This window comes from Devosia aquimaris (assembly GCF_020169335.1).
Lineage (GTDB): Bacteria > Pseudomonadota > Alphaproteobacteria > Rhizobiales > Devosiaceae > Devosia > Devosia aquimaris.
The window spans coordinates 2,632,397-2,656,326 of sequence record NZ_JAIEZN010000001.1 but is presented as its reverse complement, the minus strand read 5'-3'; the positions used below and the strand labels follow the sequence as shown (position 1 = coordinate 2,656,326).

Annotated in this window: 24 protein-coding genes and 1 tRNA gene; 8 read left to right on the top strand and 17 right to left on the bottom strand. The window is 63.5% G+C overall.

Annotated elements, in window-relative coordinates:
* Window positions 1–111: 111 nt before the first annotated feature.
* The gene (locus tag K1177_RS12775) at window positions 112–633 is read left to right on the top strand and encodes a hypothetical protein (protein ID WP_224703660.1); all 522 of its coding nucleotides are present in this window, start codon (window positions 112–114) and stop codon (window positions 631–633) included.
* Between the two features lie 10 nt (window positions 634–643).
* Here the strand turns inward: K1177_RS12775 and K1177_RS12770 are convergent, their stop codons facing one another.
* Window positions 644–1,444 carry an alpha/beta fold hydrolase gene (locus K1177_RS12770; protein ID WP_224703659.1) on the bottom strand — a complete coding sequence of 267 codons (801 nt, stop codon included), beginning with the start codon at window positions 1,442–1,444 and terminating at the stop codon, window positions 644–646.
* A gap of 147 nt (window positions 1,445–1,591) precedes the next feature.
* On the opposite strand from K1177_RS12770, the gene K1177_RS12765 reads away from it, so the two are divergent.
* The 4 genes from K1177_RS12765 to K1177_RS12750 all read left to right on the top strand — a co-directional run bounded on the left by K1177_RS12765 (window position 1,592) and on the right by K1177_RS12750 (window position 7,009).
* Window positions 1,592–3,778, top strand: coding sequence for a mechanosensitive ion channel domain-containing protein (locus tag K1177_RS12765; RefSeq protein ID WP_224703658.1), 2,187 nt, complete (start codon window positions 1,592–1,594; stop codon window positions 3,776–3,778).
* Window positions 3,779–3,956: 178 nt separating this feature from the next.
* Window positions 3,957–5,174: a lytic murein transglycosylase gene (locus K1177_RS12760; protein WP_224703657.1), complete on the top strand. Its 1,218-nt coding sequence runs from the start codon at window positions 3,957–3,959 to the stop codon at window positions 5,172–5,174.
* Between the two features lie 173 nt (window positions 5,175–5,347).
* On the top strand, window positions 5,348–6,358 hold the full coding sequence (locus K1177_RS12755) for an alpha/beta hydrolase (protein WP_224703656.1): 1,011 nt from the start codon (window positions 5,348–5,350) through the stop codon (window positions 6,356–6,358).
* A gap of 33 nt (window positions 6,359–6,391) precedes the next feature.
* Window positions 6,392–7,009 carry a nucleotidyltransferase family protein gene (locus tag K1177_RS12750; RefSeq protein WP_224703655.1) on the top strand — a complete coding sequence of 206 codons (618 nt, stop codon included), beginning with the start codon at window positions 6,392–6,394 and terminating at the stop codon, window positions 7,007–7,009.
* 54 nt (window positions 7,010–7,063) lie between these two features.
* Here K1177_RS12750 and bfr read toward each other — a convergent pair whose 3' ends face one another.
* The 3 genes from bfr to K1177_RS12735 form a co-directional block, all read right to left on the bottom strand.
* A complete protein-coding gene (bfr, locus tag K1177_RS12745; protein ID WP_224703654.1) occupies window positions 7,064–7,549 on the bottom strand; it encodes a bacterioferritin in 486 nt (161 codons plus the stop codon).
* A complete protein-coding gene (locus K1177_RS12740) occupies window positions 7,515–7,826 on the bottom strand; it encodes a (2Fe-2S)-binding protein (RefSeq protein ID WP_224703756.1) in 312 nt (103 codons plus the stop codon). Before K1177_RS12740 ends, bfr begins: the two co-directional genes overlap by 35 nt.
* A 97-nt stretch (window positions 7,827–7,923) precedes the next feature.
* Window positions 7,924–9,264: a putative bifunctional diguanylate cyclase/phosphodiesterase gene (locus tag K1177_RS12735; protein WP_224703653.1), complete on the bottom strand. Its 1,341-nt coding sequence runs from the start codon at window positions 9,262–9,264 to the stop codon at window positions 7,924–7,926.
* 164 nt (window positions 9,265–9,428) lie between these two features.
* Here K1177_RS12735 and K1177_RS12730 point away from each other — a divergent pair, with 164 nt between their 5' ends.
* Window positions 9,429–10,292 carry an alpha/beta hydrolase gene (locus tag K1177_RS12730; protein ID WP_224703652.1) on the top strand — a complete coding sequence of 288 codons (864 nt, stop codon included), beginning with the start codon at window positions 9,429–9,431 and terminating at the stop codon, window positions 10,290–10,292.
* On the opposite strand, the gene K1177_RS12725 is transcribed toward K1177_RS12730, so the two are convergent.
* Both K1177_RS12725 and K1177_RS12720 read right to left on the bottom strand, forming a co-directional pair.
* The gene (locus K1177_RS12725) at window positions 10,207–10,950 is read right to left on the bottom strand and encodes a DUF599 domain-containing protein (RefSeq protein ID WP_224703651.1); all 744 of its coding nucleotides are present in this window, start codon (window positions 10,948–10,950) and stop codon (window positions 10,207–10,209) included. The genes K1177_RS12730 and K1177_RS12725 overlap by 86 nt on opposite strands.
* A gap of 63 nt (window positions 10,951–11,013) precedes the next feature.
* A complete protein-coding gene (locus K1177_RS12720) occupies window positions 11,014–12,051 on the bottom strand; it encodes an aldo/keto reductase (RefSeq protein ID WP_224703650.1) in 1,038 nt (345 codons plus the stop codon).
* Window positions 12,052–12,266: 215 nt separating this feature from the next.
* Here K1177_RS12720 and K1177_RS12715 point away from each other — a divergent pair.
* Window positions 12,267–12,343, top strand: a tRNA-Met gene (locus tag K1177_RS12715).
* Between the two features lie 246 nt (window positions 12,344–12,589).
* Window positions 12,590–13,261: a GntR family transcriptional regulator gene (locus K1177_RS12710; protein WP_224703649.1), complete on the top strand. Its 672-nt coding sequence runs from the start codon at window positions 12,590–12,592 to the stop codon at window positions 13,259–13,261.
* A 4-nt stretch (window positions 13,262–13,265) separates the two neighbouring features.
* Here the strand turns inward: K1177_RS12710 and K1177_RS12705 are convergent, their stop codons facing one another.
* The 11 genes from K1177_RS12705 to K1177_RS12655 form a co-directional block, all read right to left on the bottom strand.
* On the bottom strand, window positions 13,266–14,255 hold the full coding sequence (locus tag K1177_RS12705; RefSeq protein WP_224703755.1) for an MraY family glycosyltransferase: 990 nt from the start codon (window positions 14,253–14,255) through the stop codon (window positions 13,266–13,268).
* 79 nt (window positions 14,256–14,334) lie between these two features.
* Complete coding sequence (locus K1177_RS12700) at window positions 14,335–15,285, bottom strand: NAD-dependent epimerase/dehydratase family protein (RefSeq protein WP_224703648.1); 951 nt, start codon at window positions 15,283–15,285, stop codon at window positions 14,335–14,337.
* Window position 15,286: 1 nt separating this feature from the next.
* Window positions 15,287–16,099 carry a glycosyltransferase family 2 protein gene (locus K1177_RS12695; RefSeq protein WP_224703647.1) on the bottom strand — a complete coding sequence of 271 codons (813 nt, stop codon included), beginning with the start codon at window positions 16,097–16,099 and terminating at the stop codon, window positions 15,287–15,289.
* Window positions 16,096–17,304 (bottom strand): hypothetical protein, encoded by a 1,209-nt coding sequence (locus K1177_RS12690; RefSeq protein ID WP_224703646.1) that lies wholly within the window; start codon window positions 17,302–17,304, stop codon window positions 16,096–16,098. Before K1177_RS12690 ends, K1177_RS12695 begins: the two co-directional genes overlap by 4 nt.
* Window positions 17,283–17,954, bottom strand: a complete 672-nt coding sequence (locus tag K1177_RS12685) for a hypothetical protein (protein WP_224703645.1) — start codon at window positions 17,952–17,954, stop codon at window positions 17,283–17,285. The genes K1177_RS12690 and K1177_RS12685 overlap by 22 nt, the downstream gene beginning before the upstream one ends.
* A complete protein-coding gene (locus K1177_RS12680) occupies window positions 17,951–18,511 on the bottom strand; it encodes a serine O-acetyltransferase (protein ID WP_224703644.1) in 561 nt (186 codons plus the stop codon). The genes K1177_RS12685 and K1177_RS12680 overlap by 4 nt, the downstream gene beginning before the upstream one ends.
* Entirely contained in the window at window positions 18,508–19,767 is a 1,260-nt protein-coding gene (locus tag K1177_RS12675; RefSeq protein WP_224703643.1) for a hypothetical protein, read from the bottom strand. Before K1177_RS12675 ends, K1177_RS12680 begins: the two co-directional genes overlap by 4 nt.
* Entirely contained in the window at window positions 19,745–20,971 is a 1,227-nt protein-coding gene (locus K1177_RS12670) for a polysaccharide biosynthesis protein (protein ID WP_224703642.1), read from the bottom strand. Before K1177_RS12670 ends, K1177_RS12675 begins: the two co-directional genes overlap by 23 nt.
* A gap of 88 nt (window positions 20,972–21,059) precedes the next feature.
* Window positions 21,060–21,911 (bottom strand): hypothetical protein, encoded by an 852-nt coding sequence (locus K1177_RS12665; protein WP_224703641.1) that lies wholly within the window; start codon window positions 21,909–21,911, stop codon window positions 21,060–21,062.
* Window positions 21,912–22,448, bottom strand: a complete 537-nt coding sequence (locus tag K1177_RS12660; RefSeq protein ID WP_224703640.1) for an LbetaH domain-containing protein — start codon at window positions 22,446–22,448, stop codon at window positions 21,912–21,914.
* Window positions 22,445–23,902: a capsular polysaccharide export protein, LipB/KpsS family gene (locus K1177_RS12655; protein WP_224703639.1), complete on the bottom strand. Its 1,458-nt coding sequence runs from the start codon at window positions 23,900–23,902 to the stop codon at window positions 22,445–22,447. Before K1177_RS12655 ends, K1177_RS12660 begins: the two co-directional genes overlap by 4 nt.
* Between the last annotated feature and the right edge of the window lie 28 nt (window positions 23,903–23,930).

Genomic DNA, 23,930 nt, shown 5'->3' with positions numbered 1-23,930 from the left:
CTGCCAAAAACATATGGTCTCTATACGATCTCGAAACTCAAACCCCCGGTGCGAAAGCACCGGGGGTTTTGCGTTTCAAAACTCAAAACAAACGAAAGATAGCAAAAGCACATGAGCCAAGCCGATCTCGAGGCCGATTGCAGTCGCTGCGCCGGGCTGTGCTGCGTGGCCCTGGCCTTTGACCGGTCAGATCGCTTCGGCCACGACAAGCTCGCCGGCGAGCCCTGCTATCACCTAGCCAGTGATTTCCGCTGCAAGATCCACGCGCGGCGCGAAGAGCTCGGCTATGACGGCTGCGTGGCTTTCGATTGCCTGGGCGCCGGGCAGCGGGCGACGGCGATGTTTGCCCAAAGGGACTGGCGCGGCGACCGGACGGTGGCCCTGGCGCTCTATGCCCGCTTTTCGCTGATGACCAAGCTGCAGGAAATGCGCCAGGCGCTGATGACCGCCGCCGATCTCGAGCTGGCGCCGGAGCATGAGGCGGTCCGCGTGGCGCTGCTGTCGCGGATCGTGGCCCTGGCCGATCACGTGCCGGCCACACCCGAAGAGGATGATATTGATCCCCAGGGGGCGGCTGTGCTGGCGGAAGCCAAGCAGTTCCTGCGGCGCCTGGCCGATGTGGTGAGCTTCTGACGCGGACGCGTCAGCGCGGCCCGGCCCAGGCGAGAAAATCGAGAACTGCCGTATTGAACAGGTCCGGCCGTTGCAGCGGCGCGAAATGGGTGACGCCATCGAGCGTCACCATCCGGGCGCCTGGAATGCTTGCCGCCAGATAGGCCGCATGTTCGGCGCGGATGAATTCATCGCCCGTGCTGTGCGCCACGGTGACCGGCACCGCGATGCCGGCGAGGTCCGCTTCGGTGTAATTGGGTTCGCTGCGCTGCATCTCGCCTACCGCGTCCATGAAGGCGGCAAAATCGCCAGGCGTCGCCGAAAGGGCGGCATAGTCGGCCTTGTGGCGGGTCAGGCAATTGCCGATGACCGGCGTCGGCACGAAGGGCAGGGCGCCGCTGGGGTCCATGTTGCAGGCAAAAAAGAACACCCCTGCCACGCGGTCGGGGTGCGCGTCGGCCAGGATCAGGGCGGTGCAGGCGCCATCGCTCCATCCCACAAGATGGGCCTGGGGGATGCCGAGGTGATCGATGAGCGCCAGCACGTCGGTGGCGAGGCGGCTATAGTGATAGGGGCTGTTGTCACTGGTGCTGCGGCCGTGGCCGCGGGTATCGAGTGCAATGACGCGGTAGCCGGCGTCGGCCAGGACCGGGATCTGATACGCGCAATTGCCGGCATGGCCGAGGCCGCCATGCAGCAGGATGACGGCGGGACCTGTGCCAAGGCTGGCATACCAGAGCCTTGCACCGTCATGGTCCAGCGTGCCGCTGACGGCAGTTGCGGGCAGGGGCGGTGTGCCCTGGGCGGCAAAATGCTCCAGCGTGTCGTCCATTCCGCCACTCCCTGGTCAATTGTCCCGATCTGGTCCCATTGCCGGTGCAAAGGTTGAACCATGTGGGCAACACAGCGTATCCACGAGTGTGGATGCGGCGGCAACGCCCATCAAGTCAGAAATCGCCACCACTGTCTGGAGTGATCAATGCGTTGTCTTGTCCTGCTGGTTTGCTTGCTGATGATGTTTCCGGGGCTGGCCCAGGCCCAGAGCCCGGTGCCATCGACGACCAGCAGCAGCGAGAGCACGCCCAGCGCCGATGCCAGCATCGACGAGCTGATCCGCATCATCGAGAACGACCAGACGCGGGCGGCGCTGATCGAACGCCTCAAGCAGGATGGCGCGGTGTCTGACGCCGAGACGCCGGCGGCAGCGCCGGTGGAACTGAGCATTGTCCGCCAGGTGGCCGAATATACGCGCAGCGCCGCGGAAGGCGTGTCGGCTACGATGCGCTCGCTGGGAAAGGTCTTCGTGGATCTCCAGAGCGCCATCAGTGGCACGCGCGACGCCGATTTCAGCGCCTTCATGGCCGTGGCGACCAGCGTGCTGATGGTGGCGATCGGGTTGTTCGGCAGCTTCATCGTGCTGCGCCTGGTGGTGGGCTGGCTGCAGCGCGGCCTGGCCGAGCGCGCCAAGGGGCGCGGCTGGGCCATGCGCATCGGTTCGGGCGTGGGCGCGGCGTTGATTGACCTGGCAGCCGTGGTGATCGCCTGGGGCATTGGCTATGTGGTGGCGCTGACGCTGGTCGGCGACACTCCGGGCCAGATGGGCATCAACCAGTCCCTGCTGCTCAATGCATTCCTGCTGGTGGAGATGACCAAGCTGGGGGTGCGCCTGTTGCTGTCGCCGCGCTATGGCAGCCTGCGGCCGATACCGGTGAGCGACGACAATGCGGCCTATTGGTCGTTCTGGATCGAGCGGATCATTTCCCTGCTCGGCTACAGCTTCCTGTTTGTCGCGCCGCTGCTGGCGGGCACGCTGGCGCCCGGCATTGCCGCGGCGGTGCAGGTGCTGGCCATGGCCACGGCAGTGACCATTGCCATCATCGTGGTGCTGCAGAACCGGGACGATGTGCACACATGGCTGATGGCCATGGCCGAGCGCCGTAGCCAGGACGGCTATGCGCAGATGCTGGTGCTGCTGGCCAAGCACTGGCACCGCATCGCCATCCTCTATCTGCTGGCCCTGCTGGTGGTGTGGTTCACCAAGCCCAATACGGCCCTGCCCTTCATGCTGACGGCCACGGTGCAATCGCTGGTGGCCATCGTGGTGGGCACGGTGGTGGTCAGCTTCATCGCCCGCTTTGTCAGCACCGGCCTGTCGCTGCCCAGCGACATCAAGGAGCGCCTGCCGCTGCTGGAGAAGCGGCTGCATGCCTTTGTGCCGACGGTGATGCAGGTTGTCCGCTGGCTGGTGATCGCCGGGGTGTTGGTGGCCATTGCCCAGGCCTGGGCGCTGTTCGATTTTGTCGGCTGGATCAGTGCCGACGAGGGCCAGGCCTTGGCGGGCGCCGTGATTTCGGCGGCGCTGATCGTGCTGGTGTGTCTGGTGCTCTATGTGGCGGTGTCGTCCTGGATCGAGTACCGGCTCAACCCCAATTTCGGCCGGGCGCCGACCGCTCGGGAAAAGACGCTGCTGGGCCTGTTCAAGAACGCCTTCACCATCGCCCTGGTGGTGTTCGGGCTGATGCTGGCCCTGGCGCAGATCGGCGTCAACATCGCGCCGCTGCTGGCCGGCGCCGGGGTGATCGGCCTTGCCATCGGCTTTGGCGCGCAAAAGCTGGTGCAGGACATCATCACGGGCATCTTCATCCAGTTCGAAAACGTGATGAATGAAGGCGACGTGGTGGCCGTGGGCGACAAATCGGGCGTGGTGGAAAAGCTCACCATCCGGTCGGTGACCATTCGCGATCTCAGTGGCACGGTCCACCTGATCCCGTTCTCCTCGGTGGACCAGGTGAGCAACATGGTGCGTGGCTTCTCCTTCCACGTGGCCGAGATCGGCGTCGCCTATGACAGTGACATCGCCCAGGTCAAACAGGCCATGCTGGACGCCTTTGACCAGCTGATGACCACCGAGCACAAGGAGAGCATCCTGGACGAAATGGACATGCAGGGCATCACCGGCTTTGGCGACTCTGCCATTGTGGTGCGCGCCCGCATCAAGACGCTGCCGGGCAAGCAATGGGGCGTCGGACGCGCCTATAGCGAAGTGCTCAAGACGGTGTTTTCCGAACGGGGCATCGAGATCCCCTATCCGCACGTCACCTATGTGCCGGCCGGGCCGGGGCGCCCTGCCGCCGCCGGGCCGTTGCCGATCGAAGACAAGAGCTGATTGGCGGACCGCTGCGGCGGCCCGTCGCACTGGCGGGATTGTGATCGACCCCAGGGCAGCCGGGGGCTTTGCCTTAAGGCGATCTTAATTTGGTGGGTTAAAATGGTGATACGCGCCCGTTGCGGCACAAGGGGCGCAGGCAGCGTATCGCGCATTTTTCCGGACCAAGAGGATCGTCATGTTCATCTCCCATGGCAGGGCCGTTCCCATTTTTCGTCGCCTGAGCGCCCTGACGCTCGGCGCTGCACTCAGCCTGGGTGCCATCGTCCCGGCCTTTGCCAACAGCGCCGACTTCGTGCGGCGGCTCTGGCCGCTGGCTGAAGCGCGCGGCGTCAGCCGCTCCGCCTTCGAATCGGCCTTTGCCGGCTACAACTACCTGCCCAAGGTGATGTCGCTGACGGCCAAGCAGCCCGAATTCAGCCAGACGGTGCAGCAGTATATCGACAAGCGCGTCACCGACGGGCAGGCCCGCAAGGGGCAGGCCATGCGCCAGGAATGGAAGCAGACGCTGGGCGGCGCGCAGCAGCGCTGGGGCGTGCAACCCGAGATCGTGCTGGCCATCTGGGGCATGGAGACCAATTACGGTGGCTTCATGGGGGGCGAGAACACCGTGCATGCCCTGGCGACCCTGACCGAAGGGGGCTATCGCGCCAGCTATTTCCAGGACGAATTGCTCACGGCCCTGCGCATCATCACCGATGGACATGTGAGCGCCGATAACATGGTAGGCTCTTGGGCCGGGGCCATGGGCCACACCCAGTTCATGCCGACCAGCTTCATGCGCTATGCGGTCGACTACAATGGCGACGGCCGCAAGGACATCTGGAACTCGGTGCAGGACGCCCTGGGCTCGACCGCCAATTATCTGCACAGCTTCGGCTGGCGGCCGGGCGAGACCTGGGGCTATGAGGTCAAGCTGCCCAATGGCTTTGACTTTGCCCATGCGCGGCAGATGGAGCGGGCGCCGCTGAGCCAGTGGCAGGCCATGGGCATCCAGCGCGTGTCGGGCAAGGCCTTTCCGCGGCCCAGCGACGTAGGGCGGCTCTATATGCCGGCCGGCGCCAGCGGCCCGACCTTCCTGCTGTTGCCCAATTTCGACGTCATCAAGCGCTACAATAATTCGGACAGCTATGCCCTGGCCGTGGGCCATCTGGCCGATCGCATCATCGGCGGCGGTGACTTTGCAACCGCCTGGCCGGCAGGGGATTTTGCCCTGACCAAGGCCCAGCGTGCCGAACTGCAGACCCTGCTGGCTAGGGCCGGCTATGATGTGGGCAGCCCCGATGGCGTGGTTGGCCCCAAGACCCGCGCAGCCGTGCTGGCCTGGCAGAAGCAGATGGGCGTGCCGGCTGACGGATATGTGTCCGGCCGGCTGTTGCAGGCGCTCAAGCGCTAAGGTTTCGTTAACCATTCAGTAACCCTTTGGGGGCAGGCTGGATGGGCTTAAGCAGAGGGCAGGAACCGGGCATCGTCCCATCTCCTGCCCTCGCCCAAGCGCCGCAGCGCCACAAAATGTCCGGCTTTGTGCGGCACATCCTCCCCGGAATTCACCGTCAGATCGTTTCTCAGATGTTCAGCCTGATCGCGCCGCTTCGTCGTGCCGCCACCCTTGTTGCATTGCTGCTGGCCCTGCTGCCCTTGCCGGCCATGGCCCTGTCGGTCATGGACCCGTTCAACCTGCCGGCCGCCATGGATGGCGGCACCACCAAGGTGGGCGACGGCATTGCCTATGCCGATGGCCCCCGGCACAAGCTGGACGTCTATGCGCCCGAACAGCGGGGCGCCTCGGCGCCCGTGGTGTTCTTCATCTATGGCGGCGGCTGGAACCGGGGCGAGCGCAGCGACTATCAGTTCGTCGGCCGGGCCCTGGCCTCGCGCGGCTTTGTGGTGGTGATCGCGGACTATCGCCTGGTGCCGGAAGTCACCTATCCGGGGTTCCTCGAAGACAGCGCCAATGCGCTCAAATGGGTGCAGGACAATATCGCCAGCTATGGGGGCGATCCCAGCCGGCTGTTCCTGGCGGGGCATTCGGCGGGCGCTTACAATGCCACCATGCTGGCGCTCGATCCGTCGTTCCTGCGCGAATATGGGGTAACCATGCCCATATTGGCCGTGGCGGCGCTGTCGGGTCCCTATGATTTCTATCCGTTCGAATATGGCGAGGTGCAGAACGCCTTTGGCTCGGCGCCCAATCCACAGGGCACGCAGCCGATCAACCTGGTCACTGCGGCGACGCCGCCGATGTATCTGGCCACCGGCACCACCGACCCCATCGTGCGCATGCAGAACACGCAGCGCTTTGCGCAAAAGCTCAAGGACAGCGGCGTCTGGGTCACCACGCGCTATTACGAGGGCTTCGGCCATATGGAGCCGGTGATCGCCATGGGGGCGCTGTGGCGCTGGCGCGCGCCGGTGCTGGACGACATGGTGAGCTTTTTCCAGATGTTCGGCGCCTTCCCCAGCGGGGTGCCCTATGTGGCCGTGGCGCCCGATCCGCCGGAGCAGCTGCCCGAGGCCATTGCGCCGATGGACCAGATCGTCGAGCAGCTCAACGCCATGTTCCAGCCGATCGAGAACTGACACGCTGACATGGAATCGCGCTAGCCTTGCGGCATGAGCGATCATCTCCAATATGCCGGCGCAGACGCCGAAACGCAGCGCCGGGCGCTCGAAGCCATCATCCGGTCCGAGCCCTTGCTGATGCAGGTGCTCGATGCACTGGCGCGGCTGGAGCTGCCCGACGCGCTGCTGGTGTCCGGCGCTATCTATAATGTGGTGTGGAACCGGCTGACCGGGCGGCCCGCACTGCGCGGCGTCAACGACATCGACGTGTTCTATTTCGATGCCAGCGACCTCGGCTGGGAAGCGGAGGACCGGGCGATCAAGGCGCTCGATGGAGCCCTGGGGCCAATGCCGCTACCGGTGCAATTGCGCAACCAGGCGCGGGTGCATCTGTGGTTCGAACAGCGGTTCGGCATCCCTTTTTTGCCGCTCAGGTCATCGGCCGAAATGCTGGAGCGCTTCGCGTCCAGGACGCATGCGGTCGGCGCGCGGCTGGACGGGGCGGGGCGGCTGCAGATCGTTGCGCCCTTCGGGCTCGATGACATGTTCAGCTTCCGCATGGTGCCCAATCCGGTGCTGAACAACCGGCCGGCGCATGACAGCAAGAGCGTGCGCTGCAAGGCGCTATGGCCCGAGCTGACCATCGTGGCCTGGCCCGACCAGGGGTAAAGAAAAACCCGCGCCAGGGCGCGGGTCTTGCATTTTCGTGCAGCTGTGACGCGCTTATTCGGCCGTGTCGGCCGAAGCGGCGTTGAGCTGGCCGTATTTCTCGGGCCCGATCTTGTCGAGCAGCTCAAGCTGGGTCTCGAGGAAGTCGATGTGACCTTCCTCATCGGCCAGCAGGGCCTCAAACAGATTCTTGGAGACATAGTCGCCCAGCTCTTCGCAGAGCTCGCGGCTGGCCTTGTAGGCCGTGCGGGCTTCGTATTCGCCGGCCAGATCGGCCTCGAGCACTTCCTTGATGGTCTGGCCGATGCGCAGCGGCGCAACGCGCTGCAGGTTCGGATGGCCCTCAAGGAAAATGATGCGCTCGATCAGCCGGTCGGCATGATGCATCTCTTCGATGGATTCTGCGCGTTCCTTGGCGGCCAGCTTCTTGTAGCCCCAATCGTCCAGCAGGCGGAAGTGAACCCAATACTGGTTGACCGCGCCCAATTCGAGGAAGAGAGCGTCGTTAAGCCGCTCGATGACCTGTGCTTCGCCTTTCACGGCGTACCCCACTCTGTTGTTTCTTCAGTTTCTCGAGCCCTGCCTGGAAGGTCACGAGCTCGCCAGGCGGGAGGGCCTGACTCGCGTGGTAATTTTCGGTCACCCGGACAATAATGTCCACCACATTTGGCACGCAACCACTGCATTTGGCGCGGCGGTCGAGTTCCTTGTAGACCTTGGCCGGCACCACCAGCTGCCAGGGGTCGGCACGCAGCAGATCGAGGACGATGTCCTCAATCTCTTTGGATGTGATCATGTTGCACTGGCAAATGAGCATCGGCGGCCGAAGGGTCCATTGCGGTTCGGGCCGCATAAAGCGACTCGATTAGCTGAATGTCAATGTCACATTTGACGCAGGCGAGGCCTGCACAGCGTCAATGGCGGGCGTCCAGCCAATCGAGCAAGCGGTCGGCCGGCATGGGCCGCGCCATGAAATAGCCCTGACCTTCCTGGCAGCCCAGCTCACGCAGATGTGCAAAGGCATAGGCGCTCTCGATGCCCTCGGCGCAGACGCGGAACCCCATGCCCTGGGCGATGGCCAGCACCTGGCGCAGCAGGAAATCATCATCACCCGCCTGCACCAAGGGGCGCACCAGGGACTGGTCGATCTTGAGCACGTCGGCGGGAATATTGGAGAGATTGGAGAGGTTGGAATAGCCCGAGCCGAAATCGTCGAGCGCCACATCCACCCCGGCCGTGCGCAGGTGATCGAGCTGGGCGATGGCGCGGCCGGTGTTAGTGGCCAGCATGCCCTCGGTGAACTCGAGCTCGATATGGTCGGGGTCAAGCCCGGCCATGTCGCAGCGATGTAGCAACACGTCGTGAAAGCCGAGCTCGCTCAAATTGGCCGGCGAGGCATTGATGGAGACGCGCAGGGCATGGCCGGCATCGCGGAACAGGCGGTTCTGCGCCATGGCGCGCTGGGTCACCCAATCGGTGAGCGGAGTGATGAGCGCGGTCTGTTCGGCCAGCGGCACGAATTCGGCCGGCGAAATGGGACCCAGCTCGGGATGGTTCCAGCGCAGCAGCGCCTCGACGGCATGGCAACGGTCGGTCTGCAGGTTGATGCGCGGCTGGTAGTGCAGGCTCAGCTGATCGTCGGACGCGATGGCGCGCGGCAGGTCGGCCAGGATGCGGAAGGCGCGCAGATGGGCAGCGTCGGTCTTGTGATCGTAGAAGGCCACATGGCTGGCGATGAGGCGGCTGTCCTGCGCGGCCACCAGGACGGCGCGCAGCGCTTCGGCGGGCGCCGTTTGCGGATTGTAGGGCAACAGGCCAACGCCGACATGGATGCGCACGGGAATGGCGTCGATCGTCAGCGTGTCGCCAAAGGCGGTGGCGATCTCCTGGGCAAGGGGCGGGATGGCGCGCGGATCATCGACCGGCAGGGTGAGCGCGAAGCTGAGCAGGCTGACGTGGAACACGGTCTGGTCAGGCTCCACCAGGCGCTGCAGCCGCGTCAGCGCGGCGCGGACAAGGTCCTCGCAGAAGGCAATGCCCAGGGCGCGCAGCATCTCGTTGTATTGCCGCGCATCGGTGAGGGTGATCAGCATGAGCAGGTTGGGCGTCTGCAACTGGGCGAGTTCGTCGAGGTGTTCGACAAACTGCCGGCGGTTGGGCAGGCCGGTGACGTGGTCATAGCGCCCCACCAGCGCCCGCATGGCCGGGTCGAGCGTGCGACTTTCTGTCGGTGTCCTGGGCTGGTTGTGCGGCATTGCGTGAACTGCGGATCGCCCTATCGTGCGTGCGCTCCTGCGCACATCTGTTTCAAACCTGCCGCTGAGGCATTAATTCCGCATGAATTGTTTGCCACAATCTGGCGACGTGAAACCTTCGCCGTGTTCTGATCGTTTCTGACTTGCTAACAGAGGGACTATTTGTGGCTATCTCCATCCTGGGCGTCCTCAATGCGCTGCTGCCAAAGGATTCAGCGTCGCATGCCGTGGCGCGCGACCTGCCATTCGGCCCGGCCGAGCGGCACAGGCTTGATCTCTATGCGCCCCGGCGGGTCGATGGCGTGCCGACTGCCGGCCTGCCCGTGGTGATGTTCGTCTATGGCGGGTCCTGGGCGGAAGGGGACCGGCAGCACTACAGCTTTGCCGGCCGGGCGCTGGCGGCGCAGGGGTTCCTCACGGTGGTGGCGGACTACCGCCTGGTGCCAGAGGTTGAATACCCGGGCTTTGTCGAGGATTGCGCCCTGGCCTTTGGCTGGGTGGTGGACAACATCGCCCGCCATGGCGGCGACCCCACGCGGATTGCGCTGATGGGCCACTCGGCGGGGGCCTATAATGCGGCCATGCTGGCGCTGGACCGGCGCTACCTGTCCGACGCGCTGCGGGCGCGGGTGCGCTGCCTTGTGGGGCTGTCGGGCCCTTACGATTTCTTTCCCTTCGATGGCGCGATCAGCATGCGCACGTTCGGGGCGGTTCGCGAGCCGATGACCACCCAGCCGATCAGCCATGTCGGGCCGGATGCGCCGCCCATGTTCCTGGCCACCGGTGAAAGGGACACGCTGGTCTATCCGCGCAATACGGTGGAACTGGCCCGGCGCTTGGCGACGCTCGGCGTGGCGGTGGAGGAGCGGCACTATGAGGGACTGGGGCACCCCGGTCCGTTGCTGGCGCTGTCGCGGCCGCTGCGCTGGCGCGCGCCCGTGCTCAAAGACGTGACGACTTATCTGCGTCGGCAACTGCAGCCGGCGGCTGCCCGTGCCCATGGGCCTGTTGCCGCCGCACTGCCATGACGGCCACCGAGGCTGCCGTGCGGTGCGAGGAAGAGAAGAACTCGCGGTGGGCCAGGATCAGCACGGTGACCACGCAGGCGACGATGGGCAGCCATTCGGACACGAACCAGGCCACGGCCGCCACCGAGAAATAGTAGCAGCGGATGCCGCTGTTGAAATTGCGGGCGCCCAGGGCGTTCATGCGGGTGATGGCATCGATCTCCTCCTCGGAGGTGCCATGGGCATGGTCGATGGCGCCCAGCATGATGCAGTAGTGGTTGAACTGGCGCAGCGACAGGGTGAAGGCAAAAAAGGCCAACACGAACATGGCCAGCATCACCACCAGGTGCAGTTGCACATCGAGCGTGGTGTAGACGCGGTCCAGCGAGAGCGACTGCAACGCGTCCATCAGCGCGGGGACCTGACCGAAGACGGTGAACACCGCCAGGATCAGCAGCACCGAGGTCGAGGCCAGAAAGCTCACCGAGCCCATGATGTTGCCGGACAGGATGGCGTCGAAGGGCGATTCCCGGCGGGCCGCATTGGCCACCCAGCGGCGGCGCTGCATGTTCATGATCACCGACAGCGAGGGGCGCAGCTTTTCCACCTGCGGCACCACCAGATTATAGGCCAGGTAGCACAGCAGGGGAAAAAAGGTTGAGATCAGCGTGATGGACATGGTCGGGTTCCGGAACGGGCCTTGAACTCTGGTCCCGCCGCGGACGGCGGGCAAGCCGGTTGATCAGATGGTGCGCGGAAAGCGGCGGTGGATGGCGTCGATCTCGGCCAGCACGGCCTCCGACAGGGTGAGGTCGGCGGCGGCAATGGCATTGGCCAGCTGGCTGGTGCTGGTTGCGCCAATGATGGTCGAGGTGGTGAAGGGCCGCGTGAGCGTGAAGGCAATGGCCATCTGGGCCACGTCCAGTCCATGGCGCTGCGCCAGATCGATATAGGCCGCGGTGGCCGCTTCGGAGTGCGGATTGTAGCGCCAGAAGCCCTTCTGGTAGTCGCCGCGGCTGCCGGCGGGCACGGCACCATTCTGGTATTTGCCGGTCAGCATGCCGCCGGCGAGCGGAGAATAGGCCAGAAGCCCCACCTGCTCATGGTGGCTGAGCTCGGCCATGTCGAGGTCGAACTGGCGGCGGATGAGGTTGTATTCATTCTGCACGGAAACCAGGCGGGGCAGATTGCGCTCGGCGGCGATGCGCAGCCACTGGGCAATGCCCCAGGTGGTCTCGTTGGAGACGCCGACATGGCCGATCTTGCCAGCCTTGACCAGGCCGTCGAGGCCCTCGAGCATATCGGCGATATTGTCCAGCACGTCGGTGGTGTCCTGGGTGTGCGGCGCATAGGTCCAGGAGCCATCGAAATTATAGCTGCCGCGCGAGGCCCAGTGGATCTGGTAAAGATCTATATGATCGGTCTTGAGCCGGGCGAGGCTCGAATCAACCGCCTGGCGGATGGTATCGGCGCTGGCGCGCGACCCGCCGCGCATGAAATCGACGCCGCCTCCGGCGATCTTGGAGGCCAGGATCCACTTGTCGCGCTTGCCGGTTTTCTGGAACCAGCTGCCGATGATCTCCTCGGTGCGGCCCGAGGTTTCGGGGCTGCGCGGCACGGCGTAGATTTCGGCGGTATCCATGAAGTTGAGCCCGGCCTCGAGCGCCATATCGATCTGGGCGTGGCCCTCGGCCTCCGTATTCTGGCTGCCCCAGGTCATGGTGCCCAGGCAGAGTTCGGTGACCCGCAGGTCGGTGCGGCCAAGCGTCTTCAGTTTCATGGGTGGGAATCTCGGTTGCTGGCGGAAAGTGGCCCGACACTAACCGATGGTGCGCAAAATGGTAGGTTTTGCGCACAGAAATTGCCGGCGTCAAAAAACCGTCACGCATGGCCATTTGGGGGGTTGAGCAATCCGTCCATACCCCCTATATACCCATCACGTCGCGGCACCGGCCGCACAGATGACCGCCAATCTGGCATTGTTATCGACTTTGACGCGGGATGGAGCAGCCCGGTAGCTCGTCAGGCTCATAACCTGAAGGTCGCAGGTTCAAATCCTGCTCCCGCAACCAAAAAAGCCCAGTGAACCCACACGGTTCGCTGGGCTTTTCCCTTTTTGGCGCCGCGTTTGCCGGGCTGGTCGCCGGCCGGCGAGCGAATTGGGACGCCGTGCGCATGTGGCGCGTTGCCTTGGGCCGCGCGGCAGCCTATGGCAATGGCGAGCTGAGTATGCAGGGTGCCGACATGGGGCGTGTCACGACAATTGGGGCCGGGCAGGGTGCGCCGTCCTCCATCCATCGCGCGCAGGGGCGCGGCCGATGAGCGTGCCCAGTGCGGTGGCCGGGCTGTTGCGGCGTCCGGCGCGGCTGGGCGACGAGGTCTATAGCGCCATTTTCGAGCGCATCATGACGCTCGACATCGCCCCAGGAACCCGCATTTCGGTGGATGCCATGGCGCGGGAACTGGGCGTATCGCCCACGCCGGTGCGCGAGGCGCTGGCGCGGCTTGAGGCCGAGGGCCTGGTGCACAAGACCCATCTGGTGGGCTATAGCGCCAGTCCGCAGCTCAGCGGCAAGCAGTTTGCCGATCTCTATCAGCTGCGCCTGCTGCTCGAGCCCTTTGTGGCGCGGCAATGCGCCCTGCTGATGGACGACGCCATGATCGACGAGCTGGCGGGGCTGTGCGCCGACATGCGCGCGCTGGCGACAGGCGAGACCCTGGGCAGCTACGCCAAGTTCGCCCAGCTCGACATGGTGTTCCACGACCAGCTGGCCGCCAGCGCCGGCAATGACCTGGTGATCGCTGCGCTGTCGCGGCTGCACACCCATGTGCACCTGTTCCGCCTGGTGGCCACGCCCAAGGCGACCAATGCGGCGGTGGATGAGCATGACGCCATCGTCAGCGCCATCCGCCAGCGCAACCCCGACGCCGCCGAAGCGGCCATGCGCAGCCACGTGGTAAAGTCACGCGTGCGGTTCGGGCGGGACTGAGGGGTTAGGGGCTCTCCTGACCGGCGCCGGCCCACAGGCAGAAGACGATCAGCGGCGCGTATGCCACGAGCACAAGCGGCCATGCGATGCCGGGCCAGAGCTGTGCGGCAAGGGCGAGCGGAAAGCACCAGGCTGCCGTCAGCAGACAATAGACAATGGTGGTGCGCTTGTGGCCCCAGGCGCGCGACAGCTGCTGATAGGCGTGGCTGCGGTGGGCTCGCCAGGGGCGCTCTCTGCGCGCCGTGCGGCGCAACAGGGTCACGGTGGCGTCTACGACAAATGCTGCTGGCAGGATGAGCCAGGCTTGATAGCCGATCTGCCCTGCGCCCAGGGTCGCCAGGGCAATGGCAAAGACAGCCAGGGCCAGCGCGTTTGATCCCGCGTCGCCCATGAAAATGCGTGCAGGCGGCCAGTTGCGCACCAGAAAGCCGGCGGTCGCGCCCGTCGTCGCCAAGGCCAGCCAAAAGACCGGTGCCTGGGCCGCGTCGGCATCCTGGATAGCCCAGATGATCACTGCACCGAGCAGCACAAGGATAGCATGGGTGCCGGCGATGCCGTCTATGCCGTCCATGAAATTGAACAGGTTCAGCCACCAGAGGCCGATGATGGTGACGACAATGCCGAGTGGAAGGCCGGACATCTCCAGGCCAAAGGGTAGGGCAATGGCGGGCAATGCGCCCATGGCCCACACCAGCGCCACGAAGACAATGATCTGGACCGGAAAGCGCAAGGCGGGGGACAGATCCATCAGATCGTCAGTAAAGCCGAGCAGGCCGATCGCCAGAATCAGGCCGGCGACGACCCAGAAGCCCGGTGCGCCGAGCAGGGCCAGGCAGGCAGCGGAGCCAACAGTGATAACCGCAATAGCAATGCCGCCGCCACGCGGGGTGGGCCGGGTGTGTGATGAGCGTTCGTTGGGGGGCTTCACCAGACCAAGTTGTGGCGCGAGACGCTCGACAAGCCGGGTCCCGAGGTAGCCGAAGAACGCGGCCATGGCGACAAGGGCGATGCCGATGAGAGGTTGCATGCAACTACCGCAGTGAATGAAGGAAAGGAGTAAATCGGCGCGGGGCTCACCGACCGGACGCAAAGGCCGCCACGGTGTCCCGGAGCCCGTCGATGCTGGATTGTGGCGGCGCCCAGCCCAGGATTGTCTTGTTTTCAGCAATGCTGACTTCAAGCGTTCCAAACAGCCGCTGGTACTGGCCATAGCGTCCGGCGACTCTGGCGACCAGACCGATGAGCTCGGGAGGAACCCAGAAGAGCCGCGCTGGCTTGTTCATGCTGGCGCCGATGGCCGTCAAAAGCCCGCTGGTGGACAGGCTCTCTCCGTCGGCAGCCAGAAATGTGTGTCCGGCAGCGGCTGGATTGATGATGCATGCAACCAGCAGGTCACACAGATTGGTCACCGAAACCAGGCTGCGCCGATTGTTGATGGCCGCCAGCGGCAAGGGGATGCCCTTGCGGACCCAGCGCAGCAGGCTGAGGAAGTTGCCCTTGACGCCCGGCCCGTAGACCAGAACCGGCCGGACGATGACAATCTCCATGCCGGTGCGCTGACCCAATGCCCGAAGTGCGGCCTCTGCCTCGGCCTTCGAGATGCCATAGGGATCCACCGGAGCCGGGGCATCCAGGGCCGTGAAAGGCGCGCCCGGTGGCGTGCTTTCCCCGTTCACCTTGATCGAGCTCAGGAAGACGAAGCGCCTGACCCCGTCTTCCGCCGCGCGTTCGGCCAATTGCAGTGTGCCGGCAACATTGTGACGGCGGAACTCGGCCAGTGGATCGGCAGCCTTATCCTTCATGACATGCACACGGGCGGCGCAATGCACAACAACGTCAATCCCGGTGAGGCTGGGTACGGCGTCTTCGCCTATGGTGCCCAGGACCAGAACAGGACTGCCGTCCTCGACCTGTCCGGCTCTCCTGACCCCGGCGACGGGCTCGATGCCCTCCCGGCCACCCAGCAGGCGCAAAAGGTGGCCGCCGACAAAACCAGTGGCACCGGTGATCAGGACCCGAACCATCTCAGACGCCTCCGCCAAGCAAGCGGACCGGAAGGGCCGACAGGAAGTGCGTCGCCGTAAACAATGCGGCGCCTGGCCCGAGGCCGCGCCCGTTGTCCAGACGGTATTTTTTCAGCACATGATAGTGGCGCCCGACCATCTGCAGCTTTTTCCCCGAGATCTGCTGGGGTGACTGACGATAGCCCATCAGGGGATACTGCACCTTGATGCTGTAACCGAGCCGTTCATGGCACTTGAGCCAGCAATCGAGATCTTCGCGAGCCTTGTAGGCAGGGTCTTCGTTGAACGGAGTGGCCCTGAGCGTCTGTGCATCGACCATGACGCTGGAGGTTGGAGTCTGGTATTTCACCAACTGCGACAAGAAGCTGATCCGGCGAATGGCGTAAGCGCCAACCGGGCCAAACTTGAGCTCGCTTTCATCGACAAAGTCCGTCATCTGCGTGCTGCAGAAGCGGGCGCCGGACTTTTCGAGCGCCTCGATCTGGATGCGCAGCTTGTCGGGATGCCAGATGTCGTCGGCATCGAGAAACGCAATCCACTTGCCGCGCGCCTGCTGGATGCCGACATTGCGCGGACCAGCCGGCGCACCATAGTTCCTGGGCAGCCGAATGACGCGGATCCGATCATCCTGCCGGGCGAAGTCTTCTGCGACTTCTGCCGTGCGATCCTTGGAATGGTCATCAAGGACCAGTAGTTCGAAAGAACCATAGGTCTGGGCGATGGCCGAGCGCAGTGTTGCGGCAATAAAGCCTTCCGCATTGTAGGCCGGCGTAATGATGGTCACCGTCGGCGACGAACTGATGCTGTCGGTCATACTTGCCTTGCTGCCTTGAAAGCCTTGGCCATCATGTGGAAGCTGTGGTGTTCGCCTCCAATGCGGCCGATCACTGATGCGTCGCAGATGCGAATGCGCGCATGCTCGGTATTGATATCGTGCGCCGCCATCGCTGCCGCATCAAGCGTGTCGTGCAGATGAATGCCGCGGATAAACAGCTCTGGCCGCTGTGATGACCGCATGCCGGGGATCTGCAGGTTTTCCCGCACCGCGTCCGTGGTCGCAAGAATATGCTGCAGCCGGGGCGCCAGACGGCCCGTCTCAAGCTCAAGGTCATAGGCCTGCGAGACTGGGATCTGCGCATAAAGACTGTTGACCGATGCGTGCGGGAAGAGGCCGGCCTTGTTGAACAGGGCCTCCGAGATCAAACCCAGGGAACGCGCGCGCATGACCTTGGCGACGACGCCGCCTGCGGGCAGGCCGAATGCGGCACGTTGCTCGATGCCGTGGTCGAGACGACGATAGGAGAATCGTGCCGGCTTGGCGGTGACGAGCGCGGCCGGGCTGCTCTGTGGCAGGGCGGCGAACCAGTAGCCCGTGGCCGTGCGCTCGACATCGACGCGTACAGCGCCCGATTGCGGTTCGTCGCTGGCACGGACCTGCCCAAGATAGCAGATGACATGATCTGACGCTGTGTGCCGAAGGCCCGGCACCGGACCCAGCGAGCGCGCTATCAGCGCTGGTGTATCCAGGGCGCCTGCGCATATCCAGAGCCGGGCGGCAGACAGTGTCTCCGACCCTGCCCGGACCGTGACAGCACTGCCAAGGGTGTCAAAGCGCTCCGCAGCGAGAGGACGCAGTTGCAGGCGGTCGCCGCGATCGGCGACCAGGCGCGCCCAGTGAGGCCGGGGGCGGATTGGCTGCCTGGGGACGAAGAGCCAGCGGCTGCCATAGCGGCCGTCGATGTCCACCCCGGGATAGAAATGGGCAAAAAGCGTCTCGAATGCGCTGCGGCAATCCGGCGCAAAGGGGACGTCATCGGCAAATGGAATGACACCATGCCAGAAGTTGCCCAGGCCACCCGGACCGCGCACGCCGGACGGAACATTGGTCTGCTGGTCGTAATAGCGCACCGTTGCCGGCTCGGGCTCGGTCAGGACCAGGATGCGGCGGCTGGGATCCAAGCCCATGGCAACTGCAAGCCCGCTCAGGCCCGAACCGATTATGATGTCGTCGTAAGCCATAGGCGATTGCTCAAATACAGGTAGCCGTACCAACGCCAGCCGAGCGCGCGTAGAACGATGTCGACCGGACGCAGCAGGCAGGGCCAGCCGATGCGGGCTTGGAGCCAGCCATACCCGGCATGGACCGACCGCTCAAGGGCGTTGGCAAATGGCCTGGTGATGGCGGAGAACAGCAACGTAATGCCGCCAGACTCTTCCGCGATGACTGCCGCTGCCATGAAGGCGGCAATTTCGTCCAGGCTGGTGGCCATGGTCGTGCCGCCAGGCAATTCGGACGGGTCGCGATAGACCACGCCGATGGTGACGATATGGGCGTTGAGCAGGCTTTGGCTAAGCTGCTCGCAGGCGCGCTTGACCCGGGGATATTGGTAGCAGTCCGTCACCGCGTCGACATTGGCGGTCGCGGTGCTGATGTAAAAGACATGGATGTCCGTTTCGGTCGCCAAGCGAGCGAACATGGCCCGGTTGGCATCAAGGTCGCGGGCATAGCTCAGGACCCACACCCGGTCACCCGGGGCGAAGGCAAAGCTATCGAGTTCGCTGTGACCAATAGCCTTGAATCCCGACGCCAGTCGCGAGTCCGTGCAAAGCGCCTGCCAGACCGTCGAATTTTTGCCCAGCACGATGTTTCGGCCGCTGCCTGTGCTCATGGGGCAGAAGCCCCGGTCTGGACAAATCGGGCCGGAATGCCGACGGCCGTTGCTCCGGCGGGGACTGACGTCAGCACCACCGCATTGGCCCCTATCGTGCTGCCGCTTCCCAGCGTTACCGGCCCCAATACCTTTGCGCCAACGCCAATGGTCACCCCGTCCTCAACCACTGGCCGCTTGGCCGGGTTGTACTGGAAGTCGGCGACGCTGGCGCCCAGTGTCACCTGGTGGAAGATCGTCACATTATTGCCAATGGTTGCCGCGCCCAACACGGTTCCGATCGTGTGCGGCAGGACGAGGCCACCACCGATGACAAGGCTTGCCGGCACCTCGATGCCGAAAAGCTGAAAGTTGAACAGGCTCACCAGCTTGGCCAGCGGGCCCAGCCTGTGCCGATGCAGCGCATTGGCCAGGCGCAGCAGGAAAACCGGCATGAAGCGCGGGCCCAGTACATTCCAGGGGCGGAGTGGTCGCCCGGGGCGACCGGTCAGCTCACACAGGTGCGCCCAGTCGCGCTGCAGCAGGTCGCCAAATCGTTGCGTCGGTGTGCTCGTCATGCCTTTGCGTCTCGCTGCCAGAGGTAGATCGCGCCGGCATAGGCCAAGGCAAATTGGGGGGCGGAGATATAGTATTGAAACAAGAACACCACCGGCACGGCAAAGATGAACAGGCGCGCAACCGGATCGGCCTTGGTCATTGCGATCCGCATGGTGGAGATCCTGATAAAGGGAAAGGCCAGCACGCCAGCCTGGAACAGCAGGACGCCATAGCCACTTGGCACACCGGTCCCACTGATGTCCATCAGGAACGAGAAGCGCTCCATCAGCAGCGGGCGGGCGTCCGTCCAGGTCTGGGCAGCCAGCCCATTGGGGAAGAAGCTGGATTCAATGCTGTCCAGCATTCCGGCAATGGCACCGCCGATACGCATGTTGGTGCTGTAGTCTTCGGTGATCAGAATGGTGGGATTGCTCAAAAGGCGACCAAGCAGGGTGATCAGGCGGTTGCCGTCGGCCATGGTGAGGATCGCATTGCCGACGCCCAGCATAATGGACCCAAGCAATAACGTGATTCCCAAGACCACCAGCCGGGGGCGATAGACCGTCAAGGCGATCGCCAGGGCCAAGGTGAGCACCAGCGCACCATTGGCCGAGCGGGCCAGGAACAGGACGCTGAGTGCGGCCAGGACAATTGTCCAGCGCTGCTGGCGCAACAGGATGGCGCTGCCGCCGAGCAGGATCATGTGGAATGCAAAATGGGTGGGTTCGGGCGCCAGGCCGATGGCGCCGCGGCCCGACGCGGCGATATCCTTGGCCAGCCCGCCCCATTCGCCCAGAAGAGCCGTCATGAAGCTGGCGTCCAGCAGGGCCTGGGTCATGCCGATCCAGAACCAGATCAGGATGGACAGCGACACAAGCTGCCCCACCAGTCTGCGATCCCAATCAAGCAGGGTGTAGCAGGCCATGGTCAGGATCATCGGGCTGACGTAGTTGAGCAGGTATTTGTATTCCTGCACATTGCGGTAGGGTGCGCAGGTCAGCAGGAACAGCACGATGCCCAGTCCTGCGAACGAGATCAGCGCCACTGCGTCCGGCCAGGGCATGCGGCGCACACTCGACAAGCGTGACAGGACCAGCACGACCATGCCCAGAACCATGGCATAGGGCTGCGTGTAGCTGCCCAATGGGATGATCTGCACATAGGGGAAGGTGATGGACAGCACGGTCAGCACCAACAGCGTCGTGCGCGCCGCTGCCAGCCATCGCATCCGGGTCAATGATGAGCCATGCTCGTCAGCCAGCAGCGCGTCGGCCATTCATCATTCTCCAAAGAACTGCTGCGTGCAGCGTGCGGGCGACCAGTACGGCAAGGATAAACCACTCGAGCGCCAAGCCCAAATACCACGCTGCGCCAAACAGCAGAGCCATTGTTGCCGTTGCAATGGCACTGGCGAGCAGGACGTCCTTCTCGCGGTCATGAGCGATCAGGTGGAACTCGAGCAGGCTGAAGATCTGCATGAAGCAGACGCCGCCACCAAGCAGGATTGCCTCCCAGGAAATCTGGTAGCGCTCAAAGAACCCGAATGGCAGGTCCAGGGCCCGTGCAGCCAACATGCCGCATGCCAGTGCGACCGATAGCGCGGCCATGCCCAGCACCGGCTTGCGCACACTCTCGATGCGGCCCGAACCGATGGCATTGGTTCGCGCGGACTTGATGACACGGGGGCCGGCGCGTTGCGCAAAGATGTTGATGACCAACTGCCCAACCTGAAACATCAGGGCGACGATGCCGTAGGAGCCGGCCGCGGCGGCGCCCAGGATAATGTTGATGGCGCCGCGGTCGAGCAATTGGGTGGACGAGGACAGCAGATAGGCCAGGTAAAGCTTGCCACCGCCGGTCTTGCTAACGGTGTCGACCTGTGGCTCGACCAGTTGGTCGCCAGCGTGTTGCCTGATCAGGCTACGAATGCTGACGATGGCGTAAAGCAGGGAGCTGGCGGCGGCGACCAGGTCGCCGACCATCGCACCCGTCCAACCGAACATCCAACCGCCCAGACAGGCGAGAAGGATGGCCGTGCCGTTGCGAACGAGATTGAAGGCCTGCAGCACATTGGCATTCTCGGCGGCGCGGAGCAGTGATGCAGCCAGGGCGAGATAGGCACTGCACAGACCGATGCCACCCGCCGTTACGGCGGTGAGCACGGGATTGTCGATCTTGAACAGGAACAGGGCAACCGCGCCAGCCAAGGTTGCCAGGACGAAGCGAATCCCAAGCTTGAGCGCAATCAGCCGCACGCTTTCGGTGATCCGCGCGTAGTCGCGCGTGAGCCAGAGACGAGGATAGTATTTTGTGGTGCCTTCGATCTGGCCGAAGCTAAGCAGGGTGCCACTGAGCACAGCCACGCCGATGACCGAAACATAGCTGCCCAGATTGGCGGGCGACATGATTTGGGCGAGGGCCAGGACTTTGGTGAAACCCAGGCCGGATGCAAACAGCATCCAGAAAAAATACCGTTTCACGCCATGTGCCAGATCTGAATGGAATGAGAAGTTGGAACAGACGCCGGGCCCGGGCTGTGTGGCCGCCCGGCCCGGCGTGCTGTTGCGCTCAATTCAGCCGCAAGATGTTCCGCAGGAAACGCGGGTTGAGATCGGGACGCAGCTTGGCGCCAACCTCTGCGAGACGCTCGGCATTGTCGAGGATCTGCGGGTTTGCCGGCACGAAGGGGGTCTGTGAATTGAAGGTCACAAAGATCGCATAGCGCGGCTCAGACGTGCAACGGCTGCCGTAGTGGTAGCAGACTGCCGGGTCGACCAGCACCGATTCTCCAGCCTTGCCGTAGAACGTCCGGATCTGACCATTGCCGAGCTCGGCCTTGAGCTCGTCGTCCGAAAGCCGGCGGATTGCGATCGACTTTCGAATGCGTTTGGTGTCGTTCTTGTCCACAAAGACGAAGGGGCCCTTGTCGTCCGTGAGGACGTCATTGAGATAGACCACACAGTGGAACGACTTCCGGTCGCCGTAGTCCTTGTGCCAGAACTGGCTCTCGCGCAGCTTTTCGGTCGGATAAGAGTAGAGCACCTGGATACTGTCCAGGGTCAGACGCCCACCGAAATAGTCGATGGCGGGGTCGAGTACTTCCTGGGAAAAGGCCACTTTCATCAGCGGATTGTCGACGGTGAAGTCTTCCGGCTTGACCAGGTTCACAAACGGTGCGCCGCGGTCTTTGGGAACCACCAGCGCGCCGCGAGGCACATAGATCTCGCGCAGGGCAGCGACCGTCTCGGCATCGAGCGTGGGACCGGCGTGATAGCCCTGTTCGTCGAGAATGCCCGTGGTCTTGCTCACGCCAGCGCGCTGCGCACCTGCGTGCTTGCCATATTCCATCAGCATGGTCGCATAGCGGACCGGGATGAGCCGCCAGCGGATAAAGCTTCCGATGTCTCGTAGACTTGTCACTTAGTGTTCCTTTGCATCACCGGACTGGACCCATTCGTCGGATGCCTGGTCTTTCACTCGGCGAACCGGCACTCCGACATAGATGCCTGGTTCTGAAATCGACTTGTTCACCAGCGACATCGCACCAATGATCACATTGTCGCAAATATCGATCGGGCCGACCACGACCGAACCTGCTCCGATTACCACATTATCGCCAAAACGAAAGACGGATCTGGTTTTGTGACGTTCAAGATAGGTTGGGTCGGAAGGGCTGCGTGCTACCAGCGAGACGCCAGCCATGACGGCAACCCGACCAGACGACACCACGCCGTTGCCGCCGAGCAAAATGCCGTTCGGATGGCTGATCGACAGGCGTTTGACATCGATGGACGAGGACATCATGTCCACGCCGTAGCAAACCAGCATGAGCCGATCCAGGATCATGGAGATCGGACGGCCGATGAACGGCACCCGGAACCAGAAGAAGCGGGAGACGCGGATGTGCCCCCGGATCTGGCTCTCGATCATCCAGAGCTTTTTCAGGATCTGCTTCACTTGGCTGTTCCCGCTCGATATTCGGCTCGAATTGCCTCCGAGAGGGCGTGCAGGTTTTCCTCGGTGAACAGGACATCAGATGGCTGGGGGTCGCCGGGATAGGCGTTGCGGCCAAACGCGATGAGTTCCTCGATATTGGCGTCGGCGTTGTCGCTGAGCTCGTAGGTTTCAGCGCGATTCAGCGCAACTGCAAGCTCGTCATGCGAAGAGACCGGTATGGCGCCGGTGAAAGTGCGGTAGAAGACCCGACCGGCGACGATCACCTTGCGGCCAAGCAAGAGGGCGTCCATGCCCATGCTGCTCGAAATGCTTACAGCGGCGCCGCAACGCTTGATCAGTTCGCGGCCGCTTTGCCGACCGTGGATGAAGCGCAGGTTGCCATATTTGGCCCGCAACGCGCGCCAGGGCTTTTCGCCCAGGGCGCCGAACTGGTTCGGATGTTCCTTGACCCACAGGAGCCGGTCGCTGGGCAGGGCGCGCAGGATGGTTTCGACAAACGATATCTGGCTGACGATCTCTGGCGCGAAATAGATCAGGGATGCTTCCGGCTCGTACTGCAGTGGATAGACCACATTGGTGGCAGCAAAGCTGTCGGGCAGGGCATCGTAGACATAGGACGGCGTGAGCAGATAGCGCATATAGGCACGATGCTCTGAGGCCGACCCCGCGGTCATGTAATCCCCGCGGAACGGGAAGGTCAGGCGTTTGATGTGCGCGCGCATCATGCGGGCGAACTGGAGGCCGATACTGGTCAGGCCCGGACGCAGCACCAGCGGTCGCTCACCCTTGCGTTGGCTGAGATAGTCCAGCTGGGGCTTGCTGGCCTTGCTGGCAAAGGCATGGTGATAGGCCGGGCCGACCCGGTCGCCAATCACGCCATGGGCATAGGATTCAACTGTCTTGCGCAGCTCGGGGCTGGTGTTCGGGGCGCCGGCAATCGGTGTCGGTACCGAGATGTTGGTGGCGTCGGCAAAATAAAAATAGTCCGGAAAGTATGTATTGGCCCACAGGAGGGGGCGGGTGCCGGTCTTGCGGCAGAAATAGAAAACAATGTGCGTGATGAAGATGGCCACGGGCTCGCTGACGAAGGCGTCGTAGTGGCGTTCCGCGAACAGCGCAGCGACGGCGTCAAAGACGATCCGCGCGGTCTTCTCGCGCTTTCGGGCCGGCAGGTCGGGCAGGTTGCGGTCCGAATAGAGCGCTGACCAGCCAAACCCCGTCACGTCTCGGAAATCTTCCGGCTCGCGCCATTGCGCAGGCTGAGTTGAACTGAAGTGCTGTCGCACGACAGCCTCCAGGTTCAGCACCACTGTGCCGCCGGCTGCTTTAACTGCGCGTTCTTCTGCATCGCTCTGCACGATATGAAAATACTGCGCATCCGCATCCAGCTTTCCCAGCCTTGGCAGCAGATTGGAAAGGTAGGATCGGGACAGGCAAAGCACGTTGGCGGTCATCATTGTCTTCCTGGGCAGTAGTGGTGCC